The sequence below is a fragment of the Ideonella sp. genome, from assembly GCF_036277275.1.
Taxonomy (GTDB): domain Bacteria; phylum Pseudomonadota; class Gammaproteobacteria; order Burkholderiales; family Burkholderiaceae_C; genus Ideonella.
The window spans coordinates 1-26,011 of record NZ_DASUNH010000176.1 but is presented as its reverse complement, the minus strand read 5'-3'; the positions used below and the strand labels follow the sequence as shown (position 1 = coordinate 26,011).

At 67.7% G+C, this 26,011-nt stretch carries 16 protein-coding genes and 3 pseudogenes; 5 read left to right on the top strand and 14 right to left on the bottom strand.

Features of this window, described 5'->3' with window-relative positions; all coding sequences use genetic code 11:
- Both VFY73_RS30390 and VFY73_RS30385 read right to left on the bottom strand, forming a co-directional pair.
- A pseudogene (locus VFY73_RS30390) lies at positions 1–163 on the bottom strand (IS5/IS1182 family transposase); the annotation flags it as partial.
- Between the two features lie 372 nt (positions 164–535).
- Positions 536–1,616 (bottom strand): annotated as a pseudogene (locus VFY73_RS30385) (IS110 family transposase).
- A 472-nt stretch (positions 1,617–2,088) separates the two neighbouring features.
- Here VFY73_RS30385 and VFY73_RS30380 point away from each other — a divergent pair.
- Positions 2,089–2,283 (top strand): annotated as a pseudogene (locus VFY73_RS30380) (IS110 family transposase); the annotation flags it as partial.
- A 774-nt stretch (positions 2,284–3,057) separates the two neighbouring features.
- On the opposite strand, the gene VFY73_RS30375 reads toward VFY73_RS30380, so the two are convergent.
- The 5 genes from VFY73_RS30375 to VFY73_RS30355 all read right to left on the bottom strand — a co-directional run bounded on the left by VFY73_RS30375 (position 3,058) and on the right by VFY73_RS30355 (position 14,294).
- Positions 3,058–3,630, bottom strand: a complete 573-nt coding sequence (locus tag VFY73_RS30375; RefSeq protein WP_329725343.1) for an MFS transporter — start codon at positions 3,628–3,630, stop codon at positions 3,058–3,060.
- Between the two features lie 76 nt (positions 3,631–3,706).
- Positions 3,707–6,166, bottom strand: a complete 2,460-nt coding sequence (locus VFY73_RS30370; RefSeq protein WP_329725342.1) for a protein kinase domain-containing protein — start codon at positions 6,164–6,166, stop codon at positions 3,707–3,709.
- On the bottom strand, positions 6,163–8,043 hold the full coding sequence (locus tag VFY73_RS30365; protein WP_329725341.1) for a serine/threonine protein kinase: 1,881 nt from the start codon (positions 8,041–8,043) through the stop codon (positions 6,163–6,165). The genes VFY73_RS30370 and VFY73_RS30365 overlap by 4 nt, the downstream gene beginning before the upstream one ends.
- Positions 8,044–8,238: 195 nt before the next feature.
- Positions 8,239–11,595, bottom strand: a complete 3,357-nt coding sequence (locus tag VFY73_RS30360) for a UvrD-helicase domain-containing protein (RefSeq protein ID WP_329725340.1) — start codon at positions 11,593–11,595, stop codon at positions 8,239–8,241.
- Positions 11,592–14,294: a PD-(D/E)XK nuclease family protein gene (locus VFY73_RS30355; RefSeq protein WP_329725339.1), complete on the bottom strand. Its 2,703-nt coding sequence runs from the start codon at positions 14,292–14,294 to the stop codon at positions 11,592–11,594. Before VFY73_RS30355 ends, VFY73_RS30360 begins: the two co-directional genes overlap by 4 nt.
- Positions 14,295–14,524: 230 nt before the next feature.
- On the opposite strand from VFY73_RS30355, the gene trxA reads away from it, so the two are divergent.
- The 4 genes from trxA (at position 14,525) to VFY73_RS30335 (ending at position 18,873) form a co-directional block, all read left to right on the top strand.
- Positions 14,525–14,854, top strand: a complete 330-nt coding sequence (trxA, locus tag VFY73_RS30350; protein WP_329725344.1) for a thioredoxin TrxA — start codon at positions 14,525–14,527, stop codon at positions 14,852–14,854.
- Between the two features lie 263 nt (positions 14,855–15,117).
- Entirely contained in the window at positions 15,118–16,383 is a 1,266-nt protein-coding gene (rho, locus tag VFY73_RS30345; RefSeq protein ID WP_329725338.1) for a transcription termination factor Rho, read from the top strand.
- Positions 16,384–16,774: 391 nt separating this feature from the next.
- Positions 16,775–17,035: a type B 50S ribosomal protein L31 gene (locus VFY73_RS30340; RefSeq protein ID WP_329725337.1), complete on the top strand. Its 261-nt coding sequence runs from the start codon at positions 16,775–16,777 to the stop codon at positions 17,033–17,035.
- Between the two features lie 179 nt (positions 17,036–17,214).
- Positions 17,215–18,873 carry a hypothetical protein gene (locus VFY73_RS30335; protein WP_329725336.1) on the top strand — a complete coding sequence of 553 codons (1,659 nt, stop codon included), beginning with the start codon at positions 17,215–17,217 and terminating at the stop codon, positions 18,871–18,873.
- Positions 18,874–18,887: 14 nt separating this feature from the next.
- Here the strand turns inward: VFY73_RS30335 and phoR are convergent, their stop codons facing one another.
- The 7 genes from phoR to pstS all read right to left on the bottom strand — a co-directional run bounded on the left by phoR (position 18,888) and on the right by pstS (position 25,626).
- Positions 18,888–20,222 carry a phosphate regulon sensor histidine kinase PhoR gene (gene phoR, locus VFY73_RS30330; protein ID WP_414654574.1) on the bottom strand — a complete coding sequence of 445 codons (1,335 nt, stop codon included), beginning with the start codon at positions 20,220–20,222 and terminating at the stop codon, positions 18,888–18,890.
- Between the two features lie 34 nt (positions 20,223–20,256).
- On the bottom strand, positions 20,257–20,958 hold the full coding sequence (phoB, locus tag VFY73_RS30325; RefSeq protein ID WP_329725334.1) for a phosphate regulon transcriptional regulator PhoB: 702 nt from the start codon (positions 20,956–20,958) through the stop codon (positions 20,257–20,259).
- 35 nt (positions 20,959–20,993) lie between these two features.
- On the bottom strand, positions 20,994–21,710 hold the full coding sequence (gene phoU, locus VFY73_RS30320) for a phosphate signaling complex protein PhoU (protein ID WP_329725333.1): 717 nt from the start codon (positions 21,708–21,710) through the stop codon (positions 20,994–20,996).
- A gap of 88 nt (positions 21,711–21,798) precedes the next feature.
- A complete protein-coding gene (gene pstB / locus VFY73_RS30315) occupies positions 21,799–22,584 on the bottom strand; it encodes a phosphate ABC transporter ATP-binding protein PstB (protein ID WP_329725332.1) in 786 nt (261 codons plus the stop codon).
- 18 nt (positions 22,585–22,602) lie between these two features.
- On the bottom strand, positions 22,603–23,472 hold the full coding sequence (gene pstA / locus VFY73_RS30310) for a phosphate ABC transporter permease PstA (RefSeq protein ID WP_329725331.1): 870 nt from the start codon (positions 23,470–23,472) through the stop codon (positions 22,603–22,605).
- Positions 23,469–24,446, bottom strand: a complete 978-nt coding sequence (gene pstC, locus VFY73_RS30305; RefSeq protein ID WP_329725330.1) for a phosphate ABC transporter permease PstC — start codon at positions 24,444–24,446, stop codon at positions 23,469–23,471. Before pstC ends, pstA begins: the two co-directional genes overlap by 4 nt.
- A gap of 142 nt (positions 24,447–24,588) precedes the next feature.
- Positions 24,589–25,626 carry a phosphate ABC transporter substrate-binding protein PstS gene (gene pstS, locus VFY73_RS30300; protein ID WP_329725329.1) on the bottom strand — a complete coding sequence of 346 codons (1,038 nt, stop codon included), beginning with the start codon at positions 25,624–25,626 and terminating at the stop codon, positions 24,589–24,591.
- Positions 25,627–26,011: the final 385 nt, after the last annotated feature.

Genomic DNA, 26,011 nt, shown 5'->3' with positions numbered 1-26,011 from the left:
CATTGCCTGGCTTGGGGTAGTGCGGCTCGATCACTTCGCACAGCGCCTGCCACGGCACGATCTCGTTCATCGTCGCCAGGAACACGTCGCGCTTGGTTGCACGCCGGAACTGCTCGAACCCGGCGCCTTCGTCGGCTGCTGCGGCAAGGGTCTGTTGCTTCATCGCTCTACAACGTCGTGGCTACGTCAACGGTGGACTTGTTCAGCGTTGCCCTAACCCCTTACAGGGACTTCCCAGTGCGTCAACAGCGTGGTCTTCTTTCCTTCGAGAGCTGAATTGATTGCTCGGCTTGTTTTCGGCGCAACGATTGAATGAAGGCGCTGAACAGAGAACAGACTGCCACTCTACAGACGGCCTTGTTGCGCGAGCCTTGCGGCGCGTGCGGACCCAGATGCGAACCGCTCAGCGGGGCTCCATTCCTGTCGCGTGGACTTTGCATTGCTGCGCCACCAAGGGTTAGTCGAGCTTGCCCGCTGCCGGTCTGACCTGTCAGTGCATCTTCATCGTTCGTCGTGCAAGGAATGTCGATTCAACTCAGGCTGTCAGTGCGGCACCGGGCTTGACGCTGACATGACCTGCATCGAACCGCTCGCTTCGGGTCATCACCGCCCACAGGATGCGGGCGTTCTTGTTGGCCAGTGCCACCACGGCCTTTTGCCACCCCGAACGCTGCCTCAGGGCGAGCACCCAGCGCGAGATCGGATCGCTGCGGGTGTGCGCCGTATTCACCACCGATTTGGCCCCCTGGATCAGCAGCGTTCGCAGATACGGGTCGCCGCGCTTGGTGATGGTGCCCAGGTTGCTCTTGCCGCCGCTGGAGCGCTGCTTGGGTGTCAAGCCCAACCAGGCGCCGAACTGCGCGCCGCTGTGGAACTGCTTGAAGTCGCCCACCGTGGCCACGGCCGCCGAGGCGGTCACCGCTCCCACGCCCATCAGCTGCCCAGCACGCTTGACGTCGTCGTTGTCCTGCTCATGCGCCGCCAGCCGTTCGTCGCACCAGGCCAGGTGCACATCCAGTTCGCGCCACTGCGCTTGGGCTCGCTGCAACGTCACCCGGGCCAGACCGTTGAGTTCGTTGCCGGCGTCCTCCAGGATGTCGTCCAGCGTCGCGCTCAGCGCCTTCACGCCCGCGGGCACGGCAATGCCGAACTCCAACAGCAGCCCGCGGATGCGGTTGATGCACGCCGTTCGGTCCGCCTTCACGCCTTCGCGCAGTCGGTGCACGCACAGCATGCTTTGCTGCTCGATGCTCTTGACAGGGATGAAGCGCATGTGGGGGCGTCCGCCAGCCTCGCAGATGGCGGCTGCATCGTTCGCATCGTTCTTCCCGCTGGCTCCCTCGGCTCGGTACGGTGCCGCCAGCTGCGCCGACACGATGCGCGCATCCAGCCCCATCGCCAGCAGTCGGCGCGCCCAATGGTGCGCGCTCGAGCTGACCTCCATGACCACCTGGCAGCCCCGGCGGCAGCTGCGCGCACCATGCCAGGAACTTGTCCCGGCTCAGCGCCCGATTGACCAACACACCCCCGGCCCCATCCACGGCATGTACCTGGATCACGCGCTTGGACAGGTCCACTCCTACGCGCGCCGCCTGAACTCGGATAATCTTGTCCACGGACTTCCCCTTTTCATTGGCTGCAGATTGATGACTCACACCACCAATCTTGGCGCATCGACGCCGTTGCCCGAAAGTGGGAAGTCCCTTCGCATTCCCGTCAAGGGGACCTGCCCCTTCTTGCCGGAATGAGTAAGCGGTCAGTATCACCACTCCCCACCCCATTTCATGAAGGTGTTGCACTTGCTTGTTGAACCTGCGCCCTCGACCGTTTCGACCAATGTCAACAGTTCGGTTTGGTCTGCATAGTGCCAAGCGGTCAATCCCAGTCCATGCTTCGCACTGGAGGCTTGGCTTGGCTCATGTACCTCAGCTGCGAAGGCGACACCGGCTTCCGTTCGCAGGGAGATCCCAACCAGGCAGAGTCAGCGACCTTTCGGCTCAGCAACGGGCAGGTGGATGAGTACCCAATTTCGTAGTGTATTCAGCTCAAGCACTGCTACAAGGCCGTCTCGTGAGTTTTGAATCCCAGTCACGCGCCAACACGGCCACGGCTCACAAGCTGGCGCGCATGGTGTACTTCATGCTGACTCGCGGTGAAGACTATGTCGACGAGGGCCAGCAGCGCTATGACGCTCAGCAGCGCGAGCGCAGCATCGCCGTCCTCAAGCGCCGTGCCGCCGCCATGGGCTTTCAATTCAATCCCCTGGGTGCGGCAACCGCATGAAAACGGCTACCTTCACTTCTGTTTCTTGAGAGGTCACGGCCCGCGCGCGCCAGAGCACTCACGGTCGAATCCTTGTGAACGTCCAGCCCAACATAAGGCTTGCTACTCTCTTCCATGGTCGGCCTCCTCTACAGTTGCCGACGACACCGCATGTAGCTCGGCACGTCCGCGTGCAACCTACGGATCACGAGGCGGTCGACCACCGGGCTTGCCTGCGGCGACCATGATGTCTAGCGTTTCCCAGCGCGGTGGCGGCTCGGCAAGGTAGCGTCCGTGGGCCAACCGCACGAGGCGATGAGGAGTGTCCGAACGGGCTCCGTCTTTGGCTGTATCTTCAGTTCGCCGGCGTCCGGCGTGGCTTTGCGGGCGGGAGCACGCTTGGTGGTTCTTGCGGCGGCGGCGACAGGCGTTTCCAAGATCGGTGGCATGGGCGTCAGTTGGGGCGGCGCATTCTACGTTCCCCCTCATTCAGCCCGCCATGGGCGGTCGGCGGCAAGCAGCCTCGTGCCGAGAAGGAGCGGTAAAAGCCAGCAGCCCGTGGCTCGCGGACGCTCGGCCAACGACGACGCAAGGGTCCCAGCGTCTCAGCTGACTGGGTGGTCGAAGCTCGATGCGCCGCACCTGGCCCAACCGCCCCGCAGCTTTAGCCAGAGCGCAAGCGGTCTCGCCGGGCCAGCGCTGGAAACCAGCGCCACCACAGCACCACCACCACGATGGTGCCGAAGCCGCCCAGCAGCACCGAGCCCACAGGCCCCAGCAATGCTGCCGTCGCACCTAGACGCCGACAGCGCCCGGCGCCGCACCGAGGTGGCCGCCGCCGGCGACTGAAGCCCAGGCGTAGATCGCACCGCCCAACGCCGGCCCGATGACGACGGCCCCCTGCATCACCGAGCTGCTGGCGGCCACGGCGCGCGGCAGCAGCACCGCCGGTACCAGCGATGGCGTGAGCGCCTGCAACGCAGGCATCTGCACCGCGCGGGCCAAGCCCAGCAGCACCGAGGTCGCCAGGATCCAGCGCGCATCGACCCAGCCGCCGGCGCTGCCCGTCGCCAACACGAGTGCCACCACGGCCTGCAGCAGCAGGCTGCCGGCCAGCATCCGGCGGCGGTCGTGCCGGTCTACCAAATGGCCAGCCGGCAGGGTGAACAGCAAGGCCGGCAGGAACTGCGCCAGGCCGACCAAGCCGAGCGCCCAGGCGCTGGACGTGATGTCGTAGACCTGCCAACCCAGCGCCACCATCAGCATCTGGTTGGCTGCGGTGCCGCTGATTCGCGCGCCGAGCAGGCGCAGGTAATCGTGCTGGTCGCGCAGGCGTGGCGCGACCACTTCTTCTGTCAGGGAAAGCATGCCGGGCCGATTGTCGGTGCCGCAGCTCGGTCTTGCTGACCGAAGGATTTGCGGCAGCGATCTGCCGGCGCCACCGTCAGCCGGCGGCCTTGAAGGCCATCACGGCCTGGTTGCGCAGGGTGCGCAGCAGCGTCAGTTCGCGCTCACCGAAATCCAGCGGCGTCGAATGCCGGTCGACGTAGATCAGCGCGAACGGCGCACCCTTCAGCATCATCGGCAGCAGCATGAAGCTGTGCGCCGCCGCGCCCCGATACCAGGGCGGAAGCCGCGGCCCCAGCGTGGTGCTGCGGCCATCGGCAATCATGGTGTCGGCCCCCTTCAGGCAGGCCGCGCCGAACAAGTCACTCGGCTGCGGGCCGCGCGCGTCGACGACGAAGCGCTTCGCCATCTGGTCGGCCCCATGGCCCAGCCCGATGCGGCCGGTGAGCTGCCCCGTCTTCGGGTCGCGCAGGCAGAACACCACGCGGTCGAAGCCCAGGCCCTTGTGGATCGTATCGAGGATCAGCTTCAGGACCTCATTGAGCTTGAAGCTGTCGCGCGCCATCGTGGTGGTCACGTCGGCGATGCCCGCCGAGAGCATCGCCTCGGCCTGCTCGTGAGTGGGCGGGGCCACGGGCAGGATCATCGTCGCGTCCGAGGCTGCCTCCACGCCCGGTGCTGCAGGCGCAGCCAACGGACGCGAAACGATGGTCGCGTCCACTGCGCCGGCCTTGGCTCCGGTTCTCGAAGGCGCGGCATCCGGTGCCGGGTTCAGCAGCCGGCGCACCTTGGCCTGGGCCGCCGGCTCGATCTTCAGGCTGACGGCCATTTCGGAAAGGTTTACCCGCGCCGACTTCAACGCCGAGCCGAAGACTTCGGGCTTCAGGTCCAGCGCACGCGAATAGCGTTCGCCCAGCGCCAGCACGCGCTGGTCGGTGAGCGCCGGGTCACCGTCCAGCAGAATCTGCACCAGCTCGCCGGACGCGCGCACGCGCCAGCGCATGCGCTCGATCGGCGATTCGACCAGCCGGCCGGGCACGTCTTCCAGCGGCACACACATCATGCGACGCATGTTGTCCGGCAAACCCCAGGACTGGGCGACGCCCTGCCCCAGGTCGTCATAGCTCAGGCCCAGCACATCGGCAGCCACGCGGGCTTCGTCGGGCGCATCGGCCCCGGTATCGCGCAGGCCGCTGCGCGACACGCGTGCCCGCACCTGCGCGGCCTCTTCGGGAAAGTAGTACTCGGCCATCATGCGGCCCAGATGGCTCAACATGCCACCGAGGAACGCCTCTTCACGCTCGCGTGTGGTCGGCGACAGCTGGTCGGTCAGCGTGCCGGTCAGCAGTGCCTGCAGGAACAGCTCCTTCATGCGCTGGGCATGGGTCTGATCCTTCATGTGCTCGAGCAACACCACCGACAGCGCCATGTTGCGGATGCCGGCAAAGCCGATCAACGCGGTGGCGCGCGAGACGGTGGCGATCTCACCCGCGCCCACATGGCGAAACTGCGCGGTGTTGACCAAGCGCAGCAGCTTCTGCGTCAGCGCCACGTCTTTCAGGATTTCGCTCGACAGCGCCTGCAGGCTTTCGCTCTCGGACGCGGTGACACGCTGGATGCGGGTCACCGAATCGGACAGTGCCGGAAAGTCGCCGTGCAGCCGCATGCGGCGCATCAGGAAGTCGAGCGTGCCGTGGCCTCCGACCTGCGGTGGCGCATCGGCCGGCGTCAACCACTTGGCCAGCGCATCGCGAAACTCGGCAGCACTCGCGTAGCGCGCCTCCGGGGCGCGCGAGGTGGCGCGCATCACCATCGTGCGCAGCTTGTCGTCCACCGGCGTCTTGCCGGCCGGCCAGACCAGGTCCTGCTCGGTCGCCTGCCGCAGCGCAGCCTCGGCGCCGGCCGGTATCGGGCGCATTGGTGCGCCCAGCAACAGCTGGCCCAGCATCATGCCGGCGGCATAGACATCCATCGCCGGCGAAGGCGCCTGCCCCCCGGCCGCTTCGGGCGAGATGTAGCCCGGCGTGCCGACGATGCGGCCATCGTGCGCCTCGGACAGCTTGGCGGCGATGCCGAAGTCCATCACCCGCGCACGACCGTCGCTGCCGACGAGGATGTTCGAGGGCTTCAGGTCACGGTGCACCACGCCGCGGGCGTGGGCGAAGGCCAGCGCGTCCAGCACCTCGCGCATCAGCTCGGCGGCTTCGCGGGCCGGCATCGGGCCCAAGCCCTTGAGCTTCTCGCTCAGCGTGGGCCCGTCGACCCGTTCGAAGACCAAAAAGATGGCCCGGCCGTCCTGGTCCGCTTCATAGACGGGCACGATGCCCGGGTGGGCCAGCGCGCTGGTCGCCCGCGCCTCGCCCAGCCATTCGTCGATCGCCTCGGCGCCGGCATCGGCGCTGATGACCTTGACGGCCACCTCGCGCTGCAGCTTCGGGTCCCATCCCAGCCAGACGGTGGCCTGCGCACCACGGCCGAGCACCGCGCGAAGCTCGAATCGGCCGACGCGCTGCGCGCCGCCCTTGGCCGGTGTATTGGCCACAGCCGTCACGCTCATGTGAGGGTGCCCTCCAGTGCCTCAGACCAGGGGCCAGCCGGTGGCTTGCGGCTCTGTGGCGCGCCAGCAGCCGGGTTGCCCGCCGCATCGCCTTGGTTCCTGGCTGGTGCGGCATCGGTTGCGGGCCGCTTGCGCGCGCCTTCGCCTTGCAGGGCATCTTGCATGTCGCGTCCTGTCAGGCCGAGCGGGCGCGCATAGCGCTGCACCGCCAGGTTCAGGGCCTTGGGAGCTCGGGCGGCCGGCAGCGTCATCGCGTCGACCAAGTCATTGGCACAGCTCGCGCAGACGCGCAAGATGTCCCCGTCGGATTCGGGCGTGCGTACCGGCGCAGTCGGCGCAATGCGGCGGATCATGTGCTGCACCGAGTCGTCGAGCCCCCAGTGGCGCGCCACCGCGGCGCCCAGCGCCTCGAGATCGGCGCCGAGCACGGCATACGACGCGGCCTCGGCGCTCATGCCGGGCTCCTCCTTGGTCTCCGGCTCCATGCCCGGCGTCTTGTGCGGCAGCGTCACGATGGTCGGCTGCATCAAGCGGCGGATCTGGCCGGCTTCGTCCGGGAAGTGGTACTGCACCAGCAGCCGGCCCAGGTTCTGCAACAGCGCGATCAGGTAGACGACTTCGCCGTCGTAGCCGGCCGGCACCAGCCGCGTCGCCACGCGCCCGGCGCGCTTGACACGGCGGATCAGCGTGTCCAGTTCAGACGCGGCTTGCTCGTTCATCGGCCCGGGCCAGCGTCGCAAGGACAAGGCAGCGCGGCGTACACCGTCCACGCCCAGCATCGCAATCGCGCGGCGCAGCATCAGCACCGGGCCGTCGCCGGAGACGCGGCCGCCGTGGACCTGCGCGTTGTTCACCGTGCGCAGCAGTTCGAAGGTCAGTGCCAGGTCTTCCAGCACGATCTCGGCCAGGTCGCTGGTGCGGGCGCTTTCCATCAGCGCCATGTGGGCCGCGCGGTCGGCCCCACCAGGTTGGGCGGGCAGCGTGCCGACCTGGCGCAGGCGGTCGAGCAGCAGCGCCAGCGGGCCGCCGTCCTGCTCGGTCGTCGTCTTGATCCAGCCTTCGAGCGCGCGCTGCAGCGTACGCGCGTTGAGGTAGCGGTGGCGCTCCTGGCGGTCGGTCGCGCGGTTGACGATCGCGCGCAGCGGTTCGGCAATCGGCCTCGGCACGGTCCACGGCAGCCGGACGATGTCAGCGCCCATCGGCGGCATGCAGGCGATCACCCGGCCGATGTCGGGCTCATCCAGCGGCGGCTGGCCGGCCAGACACCAGTGGGCGACAAGCCCCAGGGCCAGCACGTCCTGCCCGGCGGCGTCGCGCACGGCGCGCAGCTCATCCAACCCGCCGGGCTGGGTGATCGAGGCACGCGGAGCGCCAGCCACTTCCAGGCCCAGCACACTGACACGGTTGTCGTCGTCGACCAGCAGCCACCACGGCTGCAGATCGTGGTGGGCGGTGCCGGCCTCATGGGCGAAGGCCAGGCCCTGGGCGGCCTGTGCCACCCAGTCGGCCAGCTCGGTGCCCGGCAGTCCTTGGGACGACAGCCTTTCCGCCCAGGTGACATTGACACTGCGCTCGTAGACCACATAGGGCCAGCGCTCGTGTTCGCCGATATCCAGCACCTTGGCCAGACGGGGATGGTTCAGCCTCGCGGCACGGCGCACCGCCTGCTGCCAGGCACCGGCGCCTTCGCCGGGCTGGGTGCGCGGCATCGCCAGCATCACCTCTTGCTGATCACGTGGATCCAGCGCCAGCCACAACATGCCGCGCTCGCTCTTGCCAAGCAGGCGAAGCAGCTGGAAGCGGCCGAACATGCGCACGGCGCCAGTCGAGGTGGCGTGGCGGGAGCTGTCGGCAGTGTGATGGGCAGGCAGGACCATGGGCGAATTGGGCGCTTTGCCGATTGAAACCCAGTGTCGGCGGCCTTGGCGGCCGAAAGTGCCGGGGAATCCGTGACCAATTCGCGCTCAAGCACCGGCGATGCCGGTGTCAAACGTTTTCACGGGCCATGAACCTCCCCGGCCTCTTTGGATCCCTCTGTATCACCCCTGCTATCGGCAGAACCGAGCCTTTGTTTAACCGGGCAGCTCGATCAATTCGCCTCGGCCGTTGATGAACGCGGCCCGCACCGGCTCGCCCACCTGCAGCGCCGCCACCACGCGGCGGTAGCGTGCCAGTTGGGCCAGGTTGTCGGGATCGCGCTGCGGCTGGGCCTCGAGCTTGTAGTCCAGCACCCACCAGGTCCGGACGGCGCCGCCGCTGAACAAATCCAGCGAGGCGGACGGGTCGATCAACGCGACCAGGCGGTCGATGCGCAGGGCCTCGCCGTCGTCGGCAACGGGCACCTCGTCGCCCGCCCAGTCGATGCGCGGGCCGCGCAGCAACGGCGCACAGGTTGGGCTGGCCATCACCGCCGCGGCAGCGCGCCGCGCCAGCGCGGCTTCTTCTGCCACCAGCGTGAACTCAGCCGCCGCCGCGGGCACGGCGGCATCCAGCCAGGCGGCCCGCTGGCCGGGGTCGTCCATTGATGGGCCATTCGGGCCGGCCGCCCACTGCAGCAGGCGGTGAAACGCCTCGCCAATCAGCGTGGCACGGGTAGTGGGTGACGCCAACACCTGGGCCGGCGCGGCGCGCGGCACAGGGGCACCCCAGACCGGCTCGGGCCAGCGGATCACCTCGATCATGGCCTCGGCAGCCAACGTACCGGTCGACACCGCAGGTGCCGCGGGCACCCAGGCCTGGGCCTCGCCGACAAGCCGGTCCCACCAGGCCGGGTCGGACGCCTTGCGCCGTGGCTCGATGCTGGACAGCACCAGGCGCTTGCGGGCGCGCGTGATGGCCACGTACAGACCGTTCAGCTCTTCCCGCTCGGACTCCAGCTCCTCCTGCGCCTGCAGCGGGCGCAGCGACGGCGCCAGGCGGGCCCATCGCCCGACGAACGCCACTGCCGTCGGGTGGGTCGATTCGACCGGCCAGTCGACCAGCAGGCTGCCGCTCTCGGGGTTGCGAGCCTCGGGGTCGGTGTCCATCAGGAACACGACCTCGGACTCCAGCCCCTTGGCACCGTGCACGGTGAGCAAGCGCACCGCGTCGTCCGCGGCCGCCACGCTGCCCGTCAGCCAGCCACTCTTCAGCGCTCGCACGAAGCGGTAGGGCGTGGTGTAGCGGCCGCCGTCCAACGCCAGCGTCTGCGCCAGCAGGCTGTCGATGACCGCACGGGCATGGTCGCGCCGCTCGGGCGGAGCCGAGCGCAGCATGCGCGCGGCGATGTCGCCCTCGTGCAGCACACGGTCCAGCAGGTCGTGCGGCGGCAGGATTCGCGCCACCTCGGCCCAGCGCGCCAGCAGCATGGCCGCACGCGCCAGGGCCGGCGGAGCCTGATGGCCCGCTGCCAGCAACGCGGCCCACCAACCGCCGCTGCCGGCGCTGCGAGCCCGGTTTGCGAGCCACATCAGGTCGTCGTCGCTGGCATCGAAGATCGGGCTCTTCAGCGCCTGGGCCAACGACAGGTCGTGCCCCGGCGAGGCCAGCGCGTCCAGCAGGGCGATGACATCGCGCGCCTCCGGCTCGTCGGCCAGCTGCAGTTCGTCGGGTCGCACATGGGGGATGTGCACGGCGCGCAGCGCGTCCGACAACTGGCCCAGCACGCTGCGCCGACGGGCCAGCACCTGGATGTCGCCCGGGCGCAGGCCCTGCCCCGCCAGCAACTCGGCGATCGCGGCCGCCACCCGGCGCGCTTCGGCAGCGGTGCGGCGTTCTTCTTCTTCGACGCGGGGCACGGTCAGGCTGTCGCGCCAGGTCAACGGGGCATCCCGGTCGGCGCGGGCGCGCTGCGACGGCTTGGGCTCGCGCGGCAGCGACCAGACGCCGGTGACCGGATCGTCCGGCGACTCGCCGACCTCGGTCGTGTGCGGCCGAAAACCGGCGTAGTGCCCGGCCGACTGGGCCGCGACGAAGACGTTGTTCAGCGCTGCCAATACACGAGGCGCATTGCGGCGGGTGTGATCGCAGGCCAGGCGACGTCCGTGCATCGCCTGCGCGATGAACTCGCCGGCGGCGGCGAACACCCGTGGCTCGGCCCGGCGAAAGCGGTAGATGCTTTGCTTGGGATCACCGACGATGAACACGGCCAGCGGCTCTTGCCCGCTCGCGCCGCCGCCAGCACCGGCATAGCCCGCCAGCCAGGGCCGCAGCGCGTGCCACTGCAAAGGGCTGGTGTCCTGGAACTCGTCGATCAGCAGGTGGCGCAGCCGCGTGTCCAGCCGTTCCTGGATCCAACCGGCCCAACCGCCCTCGCCCAACAGCTGCAGCGCCAGGTGCTCCAGGTCATTCATGTCGACCAGGGCGCGCTCGCGTTTCAAGGCTGCGTACTCGGCAAACAGCGCGCGCGCCATCGGCACCATGCGCTGCTGATCCTCGTGGGCCTCTTGCTGCATCACCTGCTGGTCGATCGCAGCCAGGCAATCGCTCAGGGCGGCGAACTCCGGCGGCACGCCGCTGAGTTTGCGCAGTGTGCCCTCGTCGGTGTGTACCGCCTTCCACGCCAACGCGAATGCCTGGGTGCGGTCGTCGGCGTCGATCGCCTGGCGCAGCAGTTGCGCCGCCTTCTGGTGGTTGGCTTTCTCGATCGCCCCCAGTGCCCGGGCCAGGGTCTGCAGCAGGTCTTGCAACGGCGCGGCCGACCATTGGTCCAGCGGGTGGTCGAGGCCGGCACAGGCCGGGAACTGCACCGCGGCCGGCGGCACCGAGTCGGCCAGCACGCCGGCGGCGTCAGCCCGTTCGACCTCGCTGCGGCGCAGCCACGCCGTGTTGAGCCAGCGCACCAACGTCGTCCGGCCCTGGCGCGCCACGAGGGCGTGGTAGTGCTCGCGCAGCCCAGCGTCAGCGGCGACGCGGCGTTGGAAGCGGCGCATCAGCTCGGGCTCCAGCTCGGCGGGGTCTTCGATCAACGCCATGCCGGGCGACAGGCCCAGCTCGACCAGCACCTCGAGCGGCGCCACGCGCATCAGCTGGGCGAACCAGGCGTGGAAGGTGCGCACCTGCACCACACGGCCGCTGGCGAGCACACGCCCGTGCAACTGGCCGAGCGCAGGCGCCAGCCGCTCGGCGTCGGCCTCGCCCAGGCCGCGGTCGCGCAGCGCCTGCACGCGCTGTGCGTGGTTGGCGCGCACGTCGGAAAACTCGGCCAGCCAGTCGTTCAGGCGCTCACGCATCTCGCCCGCCGCCTTGCGGGTGAAGGTGATGGCGAGGATCTGCTGCGGCTCGGCACCTTCCAGCAACGCGCGCAGGATGCGTGAGACCAGCATCCACGTCTTGCCTGCACCGGCGCAGGCCTCGACCACCACGCTTTGACGCGGGTCGCAGGCGGTGGCATAAAAGCGCGCCCGATCGGCCTCGGCGCCGTCGATGCTGTAGGCAGCGTGCTGGCTCATGGCGCGTCGCCTTTCTCGGCGGGCCGGGCCGCGGCATCGGCATCGCCTCCCGGTGCGACGTTGGGCGCCCAATGGTCGCGCCGGCAGAGCCCGCGCGCCTCGCAGTGCTCGCACAGCTCGCCCTGCCCCAATGCCCGCATCGGCTCGCCCGCGCGAACGCGCCGCAGCTCCGCCGCCAGCCCGTCGACCAGCATCACCGCCGACGCGCCGACATGCGCATGGGCCAGCTCGACGGGGGAGGCCCGGTCGTCCAGCGCCAGGTAGGCAGCGCTCACCGCCCCCGGCGGCACCTCGCCCTCGCTGGCCACCAGCGCGGCGTAGAACGCCAGCTGCGTGTCTTCGCTGCGATCACTCAACTGGTCCTTCAAGGCCGAGACGCTGCCGGTCTTGTAGTCCAGCAGCTGCACGCGCCCATCGGGGTGGCGGTCCAGCCGGTCGAGCCGACCATGGATCGACAAGCCCTCCAGCACCTTGGGCGCCAGGCGGCGCTCCTGCTCGCCATGGGCCCAGCGCCAGCCCTCGGCCTCGCGTTGGTGCAGCCAGCGCAGGTAGCGCTCGGCCAGCGCCTCGAAGCTGGCCAGGAACGGCAGCAGGTCGGACTCGCTGTGGCCCGACTCGGCCTGCTCCTCCTGCGCCGCCCGATGCAATCGCGTACGGTCGGCCGCCAAGTCCTGGGTCGGCACGCGGTCCTGGTGGAAACGAAAGAGCACGGCGTGCAGCCAGTTGCCGTAGTCGCGCTTGGCCAGGCTGCGGTCCAGCTCGTCGGCCTCGCCCAGGCCCAACAGCACTCGACTGTAGAAGCGATACGGGCAGGCCCGCAACGCTTCGACCGCACTGGCACTCAGGCTGCTGGGCCAGCGTGCGCCGGCCGTGGGCAGCGGCGGCAGCACCGGCTGGGGCGACACCTGACGGGTGGGCAATTGCGGCGACACACGCGGCAGCTCGCGCGGGCCATCGGGCGCAGCCAGCCAGGCCAGGCGCAGCCGTTCGACCAAGGCGCTGGCGCCCAGTGGCTCGCTGCCCTCGGCCACCCGGCGCAGCAGCGTCAGGCGGGGCTGACGCAAGAGCTGCGCAAAGGCCAATGTTTCGCGCGTGCGTTGCGTAGCCGCCCCATCCAGCCCCAGTGTCTGCGCCACCGCATGAGGAATCAGCTCCGGCTGCGGCTCGATCGCGCCGAAGCGGCCCTCGTCGGTGCCGGGGAAGACCACGGCATCGAAAGGCCGCAGCACCGCGCGCGCCAAGGGCGTGATGACGACACGCGCTCGGCTGTCGTGCGGCGGAACGAAGCTGGCTTCGGCCAATACCTCGTCGACCCAGGCAACAAAGTCGTCCAGCGTCATCGTGGCCTGGGTCGCCAATGTGGCCCACGCACCCTCGTGACCGGCGTGAGGCTCCAATCGCAACGCCGTCAATAACGCCCGGCCCGCAGCGTCATCGCGCCAACGTGTGGCTTCGGCCGGCTCGGCGAGGCAAAGTGCCGACAGCGCGCGCAACCAGTCCGCCAGCGGACGGCGGCGGTCGGCCAGCAACGGCGCGAGGCGTGCCTGCGCATCGGCCCACAGGGCTTCGGCCGGCGCCAGCAGCGTTTCGTCGACGCGGCGGCCGCGCCAATGCGCCTCGAGCGTGATCAGCGCCTCGGGCCGTGCCAGGCCCAAGGGGTCGTCCTTGAGCCAGTCAAGGCGCTGATCGGCGGCGGAGGTGTCAGCACGGCCGGGGCGCAGCCCCTGCGCCGCCCGCAGCATGGCAACCAGGCGCGCCGCCGCACGGGTGGTGGCCAGGCGCCAGCCGGTGTCGTCGATGACAGGCACGCCGAAGCGCTCCAGCAGCGCCCGCACCCGGCGCACGCCTTCGCGGTCCTGCGCGATCAGTGCAACTTGCGCGTCAGGTGCAGCCTGCAATTCGGCCAGCACCTGGGCGCACGCGGCCTGCGCTTCGGCTTCGGCGTCGGGGCACAAGGCTTCGCCAGGCGGTTCATGGGCCAGCGCCAAGGTGAAAGGATCGGCCAGCGGCGGGTCCGCGTCGAGCACCAGGCCCGGTGTGCCCTGCGCGAGCGCATCGGCGAGCACCGCCTCGGCCAGCCGGTCAGGGCCGCCGGCACGCAACAGCACCCAGGCCGAGGGGCGCAGCCGGCGCAACGCATCCGCGTCGTCAGGCTCGCCGCTTGCTGCCCACTCGAGCGCAATGCGCGCGAGCAGGCGCTCGATGCTGCCCGGCCCGCTGCCACCGGCCAACAGCGCCCGCGCCTCGAGCCACCAGGCTTCGCGCACCTGCGGCGCACGACATGCGGCGGCGGCCTGCAAGGCCTCGGCGCTGCGCACCAGGGCCTCGACCCCCTGGCGAAACGCACGGGCGTCCTCGCGCGCCCAGGCGGCGCCGGCAGGTTGTTCACGCAGCCATTGCGCCGCCTGCAGGCGGTTGAGCACCACATCGGGCCCCGGGCCCGAGCTGGGCTGGCGCGGGCCGAGCTGCACCCGCAACGTCGCCAGCGTTTCAACCCGGGGCTGCCAGCCGCCGGCATCGGCCAGGGCCTGGCGCGCAGCCGGCAGCAGCGCGGCATACGGCAGCAGCCAGACGGCATCGCGCAGGTCGACGCCTTGCTCGCCAGCCCAGGCGTGCAAGGCCTGCGCCACCGCCCGCCACCAAGCTCGGTCGGGCCGGCCGGGTGGCAAAGCAGTGATGGTGGGAGCGATGACGGTCATGCTGGCGTGGAGAGCCGCGCAAGCACCCGCTACGCGAAGGGCCACCGCCTTCGCGCCAACGACGATTGCGCAAGCTTTATGTCAGAATCATTGTGCCCGGCTCACATCAAGTGCACGGCGCGTTCCGGGGCCTTGAAAAGCGCTGCGTCAGCAGCATCTGCCCCACCCGGGCCGAGCGCCCACCGCCTGCGCCTATTTCGGCCGCCGAGGCCTTCCCCCAAGGATCTTTCATGAGCAGCGAATTGATCAAGCACATCTCCGATGCCTCGTTCGAGGCCGATGTCCTGAAGTCCGACAAGCCGGTGCTGGTCGACTATTGGGCCGAATGGTGCGGCCCCTGCAAGATGATTGCGCCCATCCTCGACGAAACCGCCAAGGAATATGGCGAGCGCCTGCAGATCGCGAAGATGAACGTCGATGACAACCGCGACGTCCCGGCCAAGTTCGGCATCCGCGGCATCCCGACGTTGATGTTGTTCAAGGACGGTCAACTGGCCGCCACGAAAGTCGGCGCCCTGTCGAAAGCCCAATTGACGGCATTCCTCGACGGCCATCTATAATCGCGCCTGACGCACCGGGTGCGGTGGCCCCAACCTCACGGTAGCGGCCCCGCCCCGATGGTGTGAACAGGCTTCAAGGCCACGGCGCCCCCGGTGAACGACCGGTTGGCGCGTCGGATTCAGGCCCACAGCTCCCCGACCCCTCTTTCTCGAATCGCGGTATGCGCCCAGGGCGCCGGTGATCCCCGGCGAGTGGGCACCACCGAACCGGCCCGGCGCATTTGAAGGCGCCACGTGGCTGCTTGCCCCAAGGGTGTTTGTCGATGCATCTGTCAGAACTCAAGGCGCTCCACGTTTCCGCCCTCATCAAGATGGGCGAGGAACTGGAGATCGACAACGTCTCGCGCCTGCGCAAGCAGGAGCTGATGTTCGCGATCATGAAGAAGCGCGCCAAGGCCGGCGAGCAGGTCTTCGGCGACGGCGTGCTCGAGGTGCTGCCCGACGGCTTCGGCTTCCTGCGCTCGATCGACACCAGCTACATGGCGTCTACCGACGACATCTACCTGTCGCCCAGCCAGATCCGCCGCTTCAACCTGCACACCGGCGACCTGATCGAAGGCGAAGTGCGTGTCCCGAAGGATGGCGAGCGCTACTTCGCGCTGGTCAAGGTCGACCGCGTGAACGGCCTGACGCCCGAGGAGAACAAGCACAAGATCATGTTCGAGAACCTGACGCCGCTCTTCCCGAAAGAGGCGTTCAAGCTCGAGCGTGATGCATTCAAGGGTGAAGAAAACATCACCGGCCGCATCATCGACCTGATCGCGCCGATCGGTAAGGGCCAGCGCGCATTGCTCGTCGCGCAGCCCAAGACCGGCAAGACGGTGATGATGCAGCACCTGGCGCACGCCATCGTCGCCAACCACCCGGACGTTCACCTGATCGTGCTGCTGGTCGACGAGCGGCCCGAGGAAGTGACCGAAATGCTGCGCACCGTGCGCGGCGAAGTCATCAGCTCGACCTTCGACGAGCCGGCCGCCCGCCACGTGCAGGTCGCCGAGATGGTGATCGAGCGCGCCAAGCGCCTGGTCGAGCTGAAGAAGGACGTGGTGATCCTGCTCGACTCGATCACCCGCCTGGCCCGCGCCTACAACAACGTGCTGCCCAGCTCCGGCAAGGTGCTGACCGGCGGTGTCGATGCCAACGCGCTACAGCGCCCGAAGCGCTTCTTCGGCGCCGCCCGCAATGTCGAGGAAGGCGGCTCGCTGACGATCATCGGCACCGCGCTGATCGACACCGGCTCGCGCATGGACGAGGTCATCTACGAAGAATTCAAGGGCACCGGCAACTGCGAAATCCACCTGGATCGCCGCATGGCCGAGAAGCGCGTCTACCCGTCGATCCTGATCAACAAGTCAGGCACGCGGCGCGAGGAGCTTCTGCTGAAGCCCGAGATCCTGCAAAAGACCTGGATCCTGCGCAAACTCATCTACCCGATGGACGAGATCGAGGCGATGGAGTTCATGCTCGACAAGATGAAAGCGAGCAAGACCAATCTCGACTTCTTCGACATGATGCGCCGGGGCGGCTGAGCCGCACGGCACGAATCTGCCGCTACAGCCCAGACAGCCCGTTTCGCACGGGCTGTTTCTTTTTTCACTGCGGGCCGGCACCGATGGGCGCAAGATGATCGAGACTGCCCGCGCTCTGAACCCGCAGATCCAGGTCTTCGTGCGCAGTCACAACGCCGGAATTGCCGCGCGACGAGGGCGCCGGCACGGCGGTCGTGGGCGAGCACGAGTTGGCACGCAGGATGTGCCGACACGTCCTGGCGGCTATGGCCCCTCGGCCCGGCACTCCGGACAGCGCTATAATCTAATGTTTTTCCAGACCCCGGCTCTTCTGCCCAGGTTGTCTGCCCTGGTAAGTGCGCACGCATGGTGCGGCGTGGCTGCCGACGATTCCCCGCGAAAGGTTTGCGACATGAAAGAAGGCATCCACCCCAACTACCGCGACGTTTGCTTCGTGGACCTGTCCAACGGCTTCAAGTTCGTCACGCGCTCGTGCGCGCCGACCAAGGAAACCGTGAAGATGGACGACGGCCGCGAACTGCCGCTGTTCAAGCTGGAAACCACCAGCGAGTCGCATCCCTTCTACACGGGCCAGCAGAAGAGCGTGGATACGCTGGGCGGCCGCGTCGAGAAGTTCCGCAACAAGTTTGCCCGCGTCGGCCTCAAGAAGTGATCTTGAGGGCTTGCGCCCGGGATGGAAAAGGCAGCCTCGGCTGCCTTTTTCTTTTTTGTACGGCGGTCCCGCCTCCTTCCCGCGGCTTCGGTGGGCCGGCTTCTGCCCAACGCACCCGGCTGCAATTCTTTTCGGTGCCCATCGGCTGACCGCCTTCTGACCTTGGCATGATCCCGCCCGTGAACCAACCGACCCCTGCACTCGTCACCCAACGCGCGGCGGAGCGCCTGCCACGGCTGGCATTGGTGATGTTCTGCGCGGCCTACCTGCTGCCAGGCCTGTTCGGCCGCGATCCCTGGCGCAACGCCGATCTGACCGCATTCGCCACGATGCTGGGCATGGCCGAAGGCCGCACGCCCTGGTGGGCCCCGACGCTGGGTGACCTGCCCGCCGAAACCGCACTGCTGCCGCATGCGCTGGGCGCGATGTTCATCAAGCTGCTGGGCACCTGGATGGATCCGGCACTGGCTGCCCGCCTGCCCTTTGCCGCGCTGCTGGCACTGACATTGGCACTGGTCTGGTATGCCACCTTCAACCTGGCGCGCACCGAGGCCGCGCAGCCGGTGCCCTTTGCCTTCGGCGGCGAGGCTGACCCGATCGACTACGCCCGCGCGCTGGCCGACGGCGCGCTGCTCGCAACGATCGCGACGCTGGGCCTGCTGCAACTGGGCCACGAAACGACGCCCGAGCTGATGCAGCTGAGCGAGGTGGCGTTGTGGCTGTGGGCGCTGGCGGCCGCACCGTACCGCTCGGCGGCCGTGCGTGCGGCCCTGCTGCTCGCCCTGCCTGCCTTGGCCAGCAGCGGGGCGCCGGCGATGGCGGTGGCGCTGGGCGCCATGGCGCTGCTGGTGATCCTGCGCTCCAGCTACCCCGAGGTACGTGCGCTGTGGCCCTGGCTGCTGGCCTCGCTGGCATTGGCGGTCGGCGTTGCCACGCTGCTCGGTGCCTGGCAATCGAGGCTGAATGTCCCCAGCCTGGCAGGTACCGGCCGGTTGCTGCTGTGGTTTCCCTGGCCAGCGTGGCCGTTGGCCTTGTGGACGCTTTGGCGCTGGCGCCAGCATTGGCAGCGCCGACACATCGCCGTACCGCTGGTCACCGTGATCGTCGGCGTCGTGGCGTGCATTGCGATGGGCGGATCGGACCGTGCGTTGATGCTTGCAATACCAGGCCTGGCAGTGCTGGCCGCCTTCTCGCTGCCGACCCTCAAGCGCAGCGCCGGCTCGGCGATCGACTGGTTCTCGGTCTTCTTTTTCAGCTTGGCCGGCCTGGCGGTCTGGGTCATCTACCTGTCGATGCAGACCGGCGTGCCGGCCAAGCCGATGGCCAACATCCTGCGGCTGGCGCCGGGTTTCGCGCCGCCGCGCTTTTCGGTGATCGAGCTGATGGCAGCAATCGCCGGCACGGTGGCCTGGTTGTGGCTGGTGCGCTGGCGAACCTCACGCAACCGCCACCCGCTGTGGAAGAGCCTGGTGCTACCGGCCAGCGGCGTCGCGCTGGCTTGGTTGTTGACGATGACCTTGCTGCTGCCGGCGCTCGACTACGGCCGCAGTCCACGGCCGCTGATGGCGCTGGTCGAACGCCATGTGCCGCGGGGCGCCTGCGTGCGCGCGCCCGGCATGACGCGGGCCAACGTGGCGGCGCTGGAGGTGTTCGGTAGCCACCGGGTGTGGACCTCGAGCAGTGTCGGTGCGGCATCGTCGGGTTGCAATCACCTGCTGCTCAGCTGGCGCGGCAACGCCCCGCTGCCCAAACCACCTGAAGGCTGGGAGCTGGACGCCCGTTTGCGCCGCCCCGGTGAACGCAGCGAGCAACTGCTGATCTACCGCAAAGCGCGCTGATCAGGACGTGCCGCTCAGGAGTGGGCCGCCAGGCGCGTGACCGGCAAGCGCACACGCATTGCCGGCAACACCAGGGTGAAGCACGAGCCTTGCCCCGGCGTGCTCTCGATCAGCAATTCGCCGCCATGGCGCTGCACCACGTGCTTGACGATCGCCAGCCCGAGCCCGGTGCCGCCGGTGTCACGCGAGCGGCTGCCGTCGACGCGGTAGAAGCGTTCGGTGAGCCGTGGCAGATGTTCCGCCGCGATGCCGGGGCCGGTGTCGCGCACGGTGATCTCGCCGGCGCCTTCGGGCCGCTGGCGCCAGCGCACCTCGATCTGGCCGGCTTCGGGTGTGTAGCGCACGGCGTTGCTGACGAGGTTGGTCACGGCGCTCAGCAGCTCCGCCTCGTTGCCCGCCAGCTCCACCTCGCCGCCCCAATCGAAATTCAGGCGGTGCCGGCCGGCGGACAAACCGCGGGCATCCATCTCCACCGCCGAACCCAGCCGGGCCAGCGGCAGCCAGGCGTCTGACGGCGGCCGCGGGCTGCCCTCCAGCCGGGCCAGCGTCAGCAAATCGCCCACCAGGCTTTGCATGCGCTGCGTCTGCTGCGCCATCAGCGCCAGCACCCGCTTGCGCTCGACCTCCGACAGCGGCAGATTGGTCAGCGTCTCGACGAAACCGGCCACCACCGTCAAAGGCGTTCGGATCTCGTGCGACACGTTGGCGACGAAGTCGCGCCGCATGGCGTCCGCCCGTTCGCGCTCGGTGATGTCTTGCGTCAGCACCAGGCGCTGGCCCTCGCCATAAGGCCGCACGATGACCGACAGCAAGCCGCTGCCGCCAGGCTGCGAGATCTGCACCGGCTGCTCGAACGAGCGCGACTGCAGCATCGTGACGAAAGCCGGCGCGCGAACCAGGTTGGTCACGCGCTGACGGAGGTCGCGGTGGCGGTCGAGCCCCAGGTGGTCGGCAGCGAGCGCGTTGCACCACTCGATCTGCTCGCTCGCGTCCAGCAGCAGCACACCGTTCGGCGAGGCCTCGATGGCCGACAGGAACTGGGCCAACCGGTCGCGCTCGATCGCGGCGCCACGTTCGCGCGAGCGCAGTGCCCGCTCGACGCGGGTCGCCATCTCGCCCCAGAATCCGCCCATTCGCGGCGGTTCGCCACCCATGGCGCCGCTGAGCCAGCGCAGCAGTTGATGACCGCGCCAAACGTCGCGGATGATGAACACCAGCATGCCAACCGCCATGCCGGTGAGGGCTCCGGTCAGCGCCCAGCGATCGCCCAAGCCGAGCAACCGACCCACCAGGCCACCCGCCAGTGCAAGGGTCACCGCGAGCAGCACCCGCAACCAGATCCAGGACATCATGGCCCCTTGCTTTGGTCGCTGCGCCCGGCGCTCAAGCGGCCGAGGCGACGGCTTGCTGGCTCAGGCGGTAGCCTGCGCCCCGCACCGTCTCGATCATCGACGCGCAGCGAGCGGGCAGCAGTGCCTCGCGCAGACGCTTGACATGCACGTCGACCGTGCGCTCCTCGATGAAGACATGGTCGCCCCAGACGCGATCCAGCAGCTGGGCGCGGCTGTGCACCCGCTCGGGGTGGGTCATGAAGAAGTGCAGCAGGCGGAACTCGGTCGGACCGAGCTTCAGGTCGACCCCTTCGCGGCTGACGCGACGGGTCGATGGGTCCAGCTTCAAGCCGCCGACCTCGACCACCGTGTCCAGCGCTTCGGGCACGCGGCGGCGCAGCACGGCACGGATGCGCGCGAGCAGCTCTTGGGTCGAGAACGGCTTGGTCAGGTAGTCGTCGGCCCCGGCGTCCAGGCCAGCGACCTTGTCGGTCTCGTCGGCCCGGGCCGTCAGCATGATGATTGGCAACTCGCGCGTGCGGGCATCGCCCCGCCAACGGCGCGCCAGCGCGACGCCGGATTGGCCGGGCAGCATCCAGTCCAACAGCACCAGATCAGGCAGCACGGCGTCGACGGCGACCGTCGCCTGGTCGGCATTTTCGGCCAGCGTCACCTCGAAGCCGGCGTGGCGCAGGTTGATCGCGATCAGCTCGGCAATCGCCGCTTCGTCTTCGACCACAAGCACAGTGGGCATGTCTGTCAGTTCTCCGTTCGTCGGGCAGCGGTGGCTCAGTTGCGTTTCAGCGCGATCGTCTCGACCGTTTCAACCGGGTTGTGCCGCACGTCTTGTCCCTTGACGATGTAAATGATCTGCTCGGCCAGGTTCTTGGCATGGTCACCGACGCGCTCGATCGCCTTGGCCACGAACACCAGGTCAATGCTGGCCGAGATCGTCCGCGGGTCTTCCATCATGTAGGTGATGAGCTTGCGCATCAGGCCGTCGAACTCGGCGTCGATCTGGTTGTCGTTCTTGATCACGTCCAACGCCTGCACCGTGTCGAGCCGGGCGAAGGCGTCCAACGCCTTGCGCAGCGACTCGATGGCCAGCTTGGCCTCAAACGACACGTCGCCCACCGGCAGCCGCAGTCGGCTGAAGACGCCGGTGTTGATCAGGCGCTGCACCGTGCGGGCGATGCGGGCGGCTTCGTCGCCGACACGCTCGAGGTTGCCGATGGTCTTGCTGATCGCGATCAGCAGGCGCAGATCGCGTGCGGTCGGCTGGCGGCGGGCGATGATGGCCGACAGGTCGGCGTCGATGTCGACTTCGAGCTGGTTGACCCGCTCTTCCATCTGCAGCACCTGCGTCGCCGTCTCGGCGCTGAAATTGGTCAGTGCGTAGATGGCTTGCGCCACCTGGGCCTCGACCAGACCGCCCATTTCGAGCACGCGGGTCGAGACGCCGCTCAGCTCGGCGTCGAATTGGGTGGAGAGATGTTTGTCACTCATCGTTGTGCCTTCGCGTGGCGTAGTGGCTTCGACCCGCTTCGCTTGACCTCTCCGAGGCGAGGTCAGTCTGCGCCGATCGCCGGCAGGTTCAGCCGAACCTGCCGGTGATGTAGTCCTCGGTGTCCTTCTTCTGCGGCTTCATGAAAAGGTCACGCGTCGGGCCGAACTCGATCAGGTCGCCCAGATACATGTAGGCGGTGTAGTCGGACACGCGGGCCGCCTGCTGCATGTTGTGCGTCACGATGACCACGGTGTAGTCGCTCTTCAGCTCGTGGATCAGCTCTTCGACCTTGCCGGTGGAGATGGGGTCGAGCGCCGAGCAAGGCTCGTCGAGCAGCAACACCTCGGGCTTGATCGCGATGCCGCGCGCGATGCACAAGCGCTGCTGCTGGCCGCCGGACAAGCCCGAACCACTCTGGCCCAGCTTGTCCTTCACTTCGTTCCACAGCGCCGACTTCTTCAGCGCCCATTCGACGCGCTCGTCCATCTCGACGCGAGACAGGTTCTCGAACAGCTTCACGCCGAACGCAATGTTGTCGTAGATCGACATCGGGAACGGCGTGGGCTTCTGAAAGACCATGCCGACCTTGGCGCGGATCAGCGACACATCGAGCCGGCGGTCCAGCACGTTCTCGCCGTCGACCAGGATCTCGCCTTCGGCGCGCTGCTCGGGGTAGAGCTCGAACATGCGGTTGAAGGTGCGCAGCAGCGTGGACTTGCCGCAACCCGACGGGCCGATGAAGGCGGTCACCTTCTTCTCGGGGATGTTCAGGTTGATGTGCTTCAGCGCGTGGAAGCTGCCGTAGTAGAAATTCAAGTCGCGCACCGCGATCTTCGATTTCTCGGTGACAGACAGGTCGACTTTCGCGTCCATGGTGCTTTCGCGGTTCGGTCAGTGTTTATTGCGGAACAGCACGCGCGCCAGGATGTTGAGCGCGAGCACGCCGAGCGTGATCAGGAAGACGCCGGCCCAGGCAAGTTTTTGCCAGTTCTCGTACGGGCTCATCGCGAACTTGAAGATGGTCACCGGCAGGCTGGCCATCGGCTCGGACAGGCTGGAAGTCCAGAATTGGTTGTTCAGCGCGGTGAACAGCAGCGGTGCCGTCTCGCCTGACACCCGTGCCAGCGCCAGCAATACACCCGTCACCACACCGGCCCGAGCGGCCTTGAGCGTGATGGCCAGAATGACCTTCCACTTCGGCGTACCCAACGCGTAAGCCGCCTCGCGCAACGCATTCGGCACCAGGCTCAGCATGTTCTCGGTCGTGCGGATCACCACCGGAATCACGATCAACGACAGGGCCATGACACCCGCCCAACCGGAATAGGACTTGAAGCGCGCGACCACCATCCAGTAGACGAACAATCCGATCACGATGGACGGCGCCGACAACAAGATATCGTTGATGAACTGCGTCGTCCGGCCGAGCCACGTGCGCTGCCCATACTCGGCCAGGTAGATACCGGCCATGATGCCGACGGGTGTGCCGATGAGCGTGGCCAACGAGACCATCAGGAACGACCCGAAGATGGCGTTCGCGAGACCACCTGTCTCCGCCTGCGGCGGTGGCGTCATTTCAGCGAACACCTGCCAGCTGATTCCACCGAAACCTCGCGTCACCGTTTCGTACAGGATCCAGATCAACCAGAAGACGCCGAAGGCCATCGCCGTCAGCGACAGCGCCAACGCAATCACGTTGACCCGCTTTCGCTTGCGATGCATCGCCAGGCGACCGGCGTCCAGGCTCGTGAACGTGCTCATGACTTGCTGCCCTCGCCCTTCTTCAGTTGCGCCAGCAGGAGCTTCGAGAAAGCCAGCACGACGAAGGTGATGAAGAACAGCACCAGGCCCAGGTAGATCAGCGAAGCTTGGTGCAAGCCTTCGCCGGCTTCCGCGAACTCATTGGCCAATGCCGACGTGATGCTGTTGGCCGGCTCGAACAATGAGATCGTGTTGAGTTGATTGGCGTTGCCGATCAAGAAGGTCACGGCCATCGTCTCGCCCAACGCGCGCCCCAGCCCCAGCATGATCCCGCCGACGACGCCGGTCTTGGTGTACGGCAGCACGACGTTCCAGACCACCTCCCAGGTGGTCGAGCCGAGCCCATAGGCGGACTCCTTCAGCATCGGCGGCGTCACTTCGAACACGTCACGCATCACCGAGGCGATGAATGGAATGATCATGATCGCGAGGATGATCCCCGCCGACAGCAGACCAATGCCCACTGGCGGCCCCGAGAACAGGGCGCCGAGCAACGGAACACCTTTGAACAGCCCCTGCAGCGGTTGCTGCACGTAAGTGGCCAGCAAAGGGCCGAAGATGAACAGGCCCCACATGCCGTACACGATGGACGGCACGGCCGCCAGCAATTCGATCGCCACGCCCAGCGGCCGCTTCAACCATTGCGGCGACAACTCGGTCAGGAACAGCGCGATGCCGAAACTCACCGGCACCGCGATCAGCAGCGCGATGCACGAGGTCATCAGCGTGCCGTAGATCATCACCAGGCCACCGTAGCGGTCCTGCACCGGGTCCCACTCGCTGCGCCAGAGGAAGCTCAGGCCGTACTCGCGGATCGCCGGCGCAGCGCCGGCGACCAGCGACAGCAAGATGCCGACGAGCAGCGCAAGGGTCAGCCAAGCCGCCCCGTGTGCGGCCAACGCAAATAGCCGGTCAGCCCAGGGGGCGCGCACTGCGCGCCCGCCCGGTCGTCCTGCCGGAGACGATCGTTCCATGGACAGCTCATTGGCAATGGGGCCGGCCGGCAGTGTAGCGGTCACCTTGCGTTCCTTCATGCGGTGTCGGCCTGCCCCACGGCCCGGTGGGCGCGTGGGGCATGGCAGCGACAACTCGACGTCGTGGCGAGTCTCGTGCAGCCTACTTGTAGGCGACCGGCTTGCCGGCGCCATCCTTCACGTCGGCCCATTGCTTGTGAACGAGCGCCTTCACGGTGTCAGGCAGCGGCACGTATTCCAGTTCGGCGGCCATCTTGTCGCCGTTGCCATAGGCCCAGGCGAAGAACTTCAGCGCGGTGGTGGCCTGTTCCGGCTTGGCTTGGACCTTGTGCATCAGGATGAAGGTGGCGCCCGTCAGCGGCCACGAATCCTTGCCGGCCTGCTCGGTCAGCACCTGGTAGAACGTTTTGGACCAGTCGGCGTTGGCGGCAGCGGCCTTGAAGTTCAGGTCATCGGGGGCGACGAAGGCGCCATCCTTGTTCTTCAGGAGCACGTGGGACATCTTGTTCTGCTTGGCGTAGGCGTACTCGACATAGCCGATCGAATTCGGCAGGCGCTGCACGTACGAAGCCACGCCTTCGTTACCCTTGCCACCGGCGCCGGTCGGCCAATTGACCGCCGTGCCTTCGCCGACTTTTGCCTTCCAATCGGCGTTAACCTTGCTCAGGTAGTTGGTGAAGATGAAGCTGGTGCCCGAGCCATCGGCCCGGCGCACCACGGCGATGTCGGCGTCAGGCAACGTCACCCCGGCGTTGAGTGCAACGATCGACGCGTCGTTCCACTTGGTGACCTTGCCCAGGAAGATGTCGCCGAGCACCTGACCGGTGAGCTTCAGCTGCCCGGGGTTCAGGCCCTTCACGTTGATGACCGGCACGACGCCGCCGATCACGGTTGGGAATTGGAACAGGCCGTCCGCGGCCAGTTCTTCGTCCTTCAGTGGCATGTCGGACGCGCCGAAATCGACGGTCTTCGACTTGATCTGCTTGATGCCGGCGCCCGAGCCGACCGACTGGTAGTTGATGCGAGCGTTGGTGGCCTTGTTGTAGGCGTCGGCCCACTTGGCATAGATAGGCGCCGGGAACGAGGCGCCGGCGCCGGTGACGTTCTGGGCGAAGGTGACCGGGGTCAACGCGATCGCGGCAACACCAAGCCACAGCGGGCGAACGAGGGAAGTCAGCATGTCGTCAAACCTTTCTTCAGTGTCCGGCCGGCGCAGCAGCGCACCCTTCGGCTCGGTTCGACCGGACTGTAGGAAGGTTTTGTGACATCCCCGTGACGCCAGGTGGACGATGGCGAGGGTTCGATCGCCATCACGGCGATCGTCACTCGATTGTCATGAAATCGTCATCGGCCTTTTTCGGGCTTCTTCAAGCTTCTGCCGCGTTCGTCCGGCTTTGTCTAGGGCCTGTTAACACTACGCAGCCCCATGCGCCCTGGAAGACCCGTTCCCGAAGGGTTGCCGCCAGAACAGCCGACCGCGGCGTTGCAAAGCCTCGCCGGGGCCGCACCCCGGCTTCGTTTTGCGCCTTGCGCTCGTCTGTTCTGGTGGCAACGCATCGGGGCTC

Excerpts from the sequence above, each read along its gene's own strand:
- pstB (WP_329725332.1), bottom strand. The coding sequence starts at position 22,584 with ATGGACGCGAAAGTCGACCTGTCTGTCACCGAGAAATCGAAGATCGCG.
- phoR (WP_414654574.1), bottom strand. The coding sequence starts at position 20,222 with ATGTCCTGGATCTGGTTGCGGGTGCTGCTCGCGGTGACCCTTGCACTG.
- pstA (WP_329725331.1), bottom strand. The coding sequence starts at position 23,472 with ATGAGCACGTTCACGAGCCTGGACGCCGGTCGCCTGGCGATGCATCGC.
- pstS (WP_329725329.1), bottom strand. The coding sequence starts at position 25,626 with ATGCTGACTTCCCTCGTTCGCCCGCTGTGGCTTGGTGTTGCCGCGATC.
- VFY73_RS30360 (WP_329725340.1), bottom strand. The coding sequence starts at position 11,595 with ATGAGCCAGCACGCTGCCTACAGCATCGACGGCGCCGAGGCCGATCGG.
- VFY73_RS30355 (WP_329725339.1), bottom strand. The coding sequence starts at position 14,294 with ATGACCGTCATCGCTCCCACCATCACTGCTTTGCCACCCGGCCGGCCC.
- pstC (WP_329725330.1), bottom strand. The coding sequence starts at position 24,446 with ATGGAACGATCGTCTCCGGCAGGACGACCGGGCGGGCGCGCAGTGCGC.
- VFY73_RS30340 (WP_329725337.1), top strand. The coding sequence starts at position 16,775 with ATGAAAGAAGGCATCCACCCCAACTACCGCGACGTTTGCTTCGTGGAC.
- rho (WP_329725338.1), top strand. The coding sequence starts at position 15,118 with ATGCATCTGTCAGAACTCAAGGCGCTCCACGTTTCCGCCCTCATCAAG.
- VFY73_RS30375 (WP_329725343.1), bottom strand. The coding sequence starts at position 3,630 with ATGCTTTCCCTGACAGAAGAAGTGGTCGCGCCACGCCTGCGCGACCAG.
- phoU (WP_329725333.1), bottom strand. The coding sequence starts at position 21,710 with ATGAGTGACAAACATCTCTCCACCCAATTCGACGCCGAGCTGAGCGGC.
- VFY73_RS30370 (WP_329725342.1), bottom strand. The coding sequence starts at position 6,166 with ATGAGCGTGACGGCTGTGGCCAATACACCGGCCAAGGGCGGCGCGCAG.
- phoB (WP_329725334.1), bottom strand. The coding sequence starts at position 20,958 with ATGCCCACTGTGCTTGTGGTCGAAGACGAAGCGGCGATTGCCGAGCTG.
- trxA (WP_329725344.1), top strand. The coding sequence starts at position 14,525 with ATGAGCAGCGAATTGATCAAGCACATCTCCGATGCCTCGTTCGAGGCC.
- VFY73_RS30365 (WP_329725341.1), bottom strand. The coding sequence starts at position 8,043 with ATGGTCCTGCCTGCCCATCACACTGCCGACAGCTCCCGCCACGCCACC.